4 pseudogenes are annotated in these 2299 nt (G+C 57.1%); 1 reads left to right on the forward strand and 3 read right to left on the reverse strand.

Features of this window, described 5'->3' with window-relative positions:
- Positions 1–920: 920 nt before the first annotated feature.
- Positions 921–1515, forward strand: a pseudogene (locus tag FOY91_RS21175) (IS701 family transposase); the annotation flags it as partial.
- 6 nt (positions 1516–1521) lie between these two features.
- Here the strand turns inward: FOY91_RS21175 and FOY91_RS22915 are convergent.
- The 3 pseudogenes from FOY91_RS22915 to FOY91_RS22165 all read right to left on the reverse strand — a co-directional run.
- Positions 1522–1668: pseudogene (locus tag FOY91_RS22915) on the reverse strand (integrase core domain-containing protein); the annotation flags it as partial.
- Positions 1669–1746: 78 nt separating this feature from the next.
- Positions 1747–1896 (reverse strand): annotated as a pseudogene (locus tag FOY91_RS22920) (transposase); the annotation flags it as partial.
- A 275-nt stretch (positions 1897–2171) separates the two neighbouring features.
- Positions 2172–2299: pseudogene (locus tag FOY91_RS22165) on the reverse strand (IS630 family transposase); the annotation flags it as partial.

Below are 2299 nucleotides of genomic sequence, written 5' to 3' on the forward strand. Positions count from 1 at the left end.
AGCCCTCGCATCCGCCCCTTCACCTCGCGCAGCGACGAGGCCCAGAGCTCCAGCGTCCTCTCGATCGATGCACCCGTCATCCACGGCCTCCCTACCATGGAGACCTATTGATTCAGAGTTTCCTCCAATGCGCAACTGTAATGCTAGGCTCAGGACCTGTTAAATTGCTTGCGGAGATGCGAATCGATTGATTCAATGGTGGGGCCGGTCGACGATGATTTTCTCGCACGGCAGCGTGGTACAAGTGCCGATGGCGCCGGACTCCTTGGCGAGGCGCTCCACTGTCCAGTCGGCGAACTGCCTGTGTGACGAGGGCATGTGCTCGGGCGTCGTCGCATGGTGTGGTCTGTTTTGCTCTGCCGTTAAAAATTGATATTTTAGCAAAATAGACTAGTATTATTCCCTCAATGACTGATATATTTTGATTAACAATAAATAATGAAGGAGTTTGTATGCGTTACTGTTACGAATGTAACGTAAACAGGGGAAATCGCTCGTCTCTTGGTGACTTAATAATAGAGGATTATCCGCCGGCAGTATATTGGAAGAGAGATTTCATTGAATTGCGCATAAACTATATAAAAATACTCTCTCTCCTGCTAGAACGGTCTGTCGTTCCGGCTTCTGACATTGTATCCCTGCTTGGCAGCAGGAGTACGGTTAACTCTCTACGGGCGATCATGACAAGATTGCGACGACATCTTCCGTCAGAAATTAAGATTAAATCTGTTTATGGACAGGGCTACCAAATAAGTGTCGGCAACATTTATGTTGAGGAAGACTTGTAGTATAATAGTAAACTTAGTGTCATTTGATAGTTTGTGATAGCCGAAACATTATAAATTGACTCGCTTTTAAAAAGCGACCTCCACGGACCGGGCTAACGTTACAGTTGGGACCTTTGATCGTCCTCTTAATCAATGGGTCGCCATGCAGAGGAGGTTGTGGTCACAGTAGCATCGATCGAGACGACGCTGGAGCTTTGGGCATCCTCGCTGCGCGACGTAAAGGCACGGATGCGGCCATTGTTCGGCCAAGCGCGTGTTGCGGCATCGGCGAACAATTTCCCGGACGGATTGCTGGGTGACGAGCGTCGCAAAACCGGGTGGATGCGTGCCGAGGCGGCGGCGCGCAGGCCCGTGGCGGCAGCAGGCTATCCTGGGGCGCGGGCGGTGGGATGCGGACGCCTTTGCGACATCGTGCGCGACTATGCGCTTGAGCGCTTGGGGGCTGATGATGTGGTGATGGTCATCGACGAGACCGGGTTCCTGAAGCAGGGCAAGGCGTCGTACGGCGTGGGACGTCAGTAAAACCGGGTTGGCCGGCAAGGTGACCAACTGCCAGATCGGCGTATTCGCCGCCTATGTCTCGGCCAAAGGCCACGCCTTCGTCGACCGGACGCTGTATCTGCCAAAGAATTGGGCGACGGATCCGGCACGGCTGGCGAGCGCGCATGTGCCCGAAGGCACGCCGTTTGCGACCAAGGCAACACTGGCGGTGGAGATGATCGGACGGAGATGGCGGTGACGCTGTTTCTGGGGCCGGTGGTCGGTAGCCAAGGCTGCTGTGCGGACGGACGGTGTTGTAATGCCGCCGCCAGACTTCGATCAGCACCTTCGCCTCGGCGAGGCTGTAGAAGATCTCGTCGTTGAGCAATTCGTCGCGCAGCGACAACGTCAGGTCCGAGATTACCCGACGCAGCCGCAGATCTTCCTTCTCCAGATCCTTCATCCGCCGCGCGTGGTCGGTCTTCAGCCCACTATATTTCTTGCGCCAGCGGTAGTACGTCTGCTCGCTGACAGCGATCCGCCGACACGCTTCGGCAGTCGATGCGCCCTGCGCCAATACGATCTCAACCTCAAGTCTCGTCGATGAACACCAGGCGCTCGGGGCCAAGATCGAGCTGCCCTTCGAACCAGGCCTCGCGCGCGCTCAGGACATTGGGGCGATCCTGCTCGACCGCGTGCCCGGTCCTTTTTGCGCGTGATCCCGTGTCGGGCAAACAAGAGGTGCAGCGTCGAGATCGCCACCGTCTCCCCCGCCTGACTCAACTCGCGACGCAACTCGTCCAGCGTGAGGTCCCGCCATGCTTCGTGCAGCGCCAGCACCGTCTCCCGATGCGCTTCGATCCGCCGCGACCGCGTGTCCCCAGCCTGCGGCTTGGCGGCGTAGGTGAAGGCATCGAGGCTTTCGCCGATGACCCGCCAGAGCTGTTCGACGGTGCGTGCGGCTGCTTTACGCAGCAGCGTCTTGAGCTTGGCGAAGGCGTTCTCGATCGGATTGAAGTCGGGCGAGTATG

This window comes from Alterirhizorhabdus solaris (assembly GCF_007785815.1).
Classification (GTDB): domain Bacteria; phylum Pseudomonadota; class Alphaproteobacteria; order Sphingomonadales; family Sphingomonadaceae; genus Alterirhizorhabdus; species Alterirhizorhabdus solaris.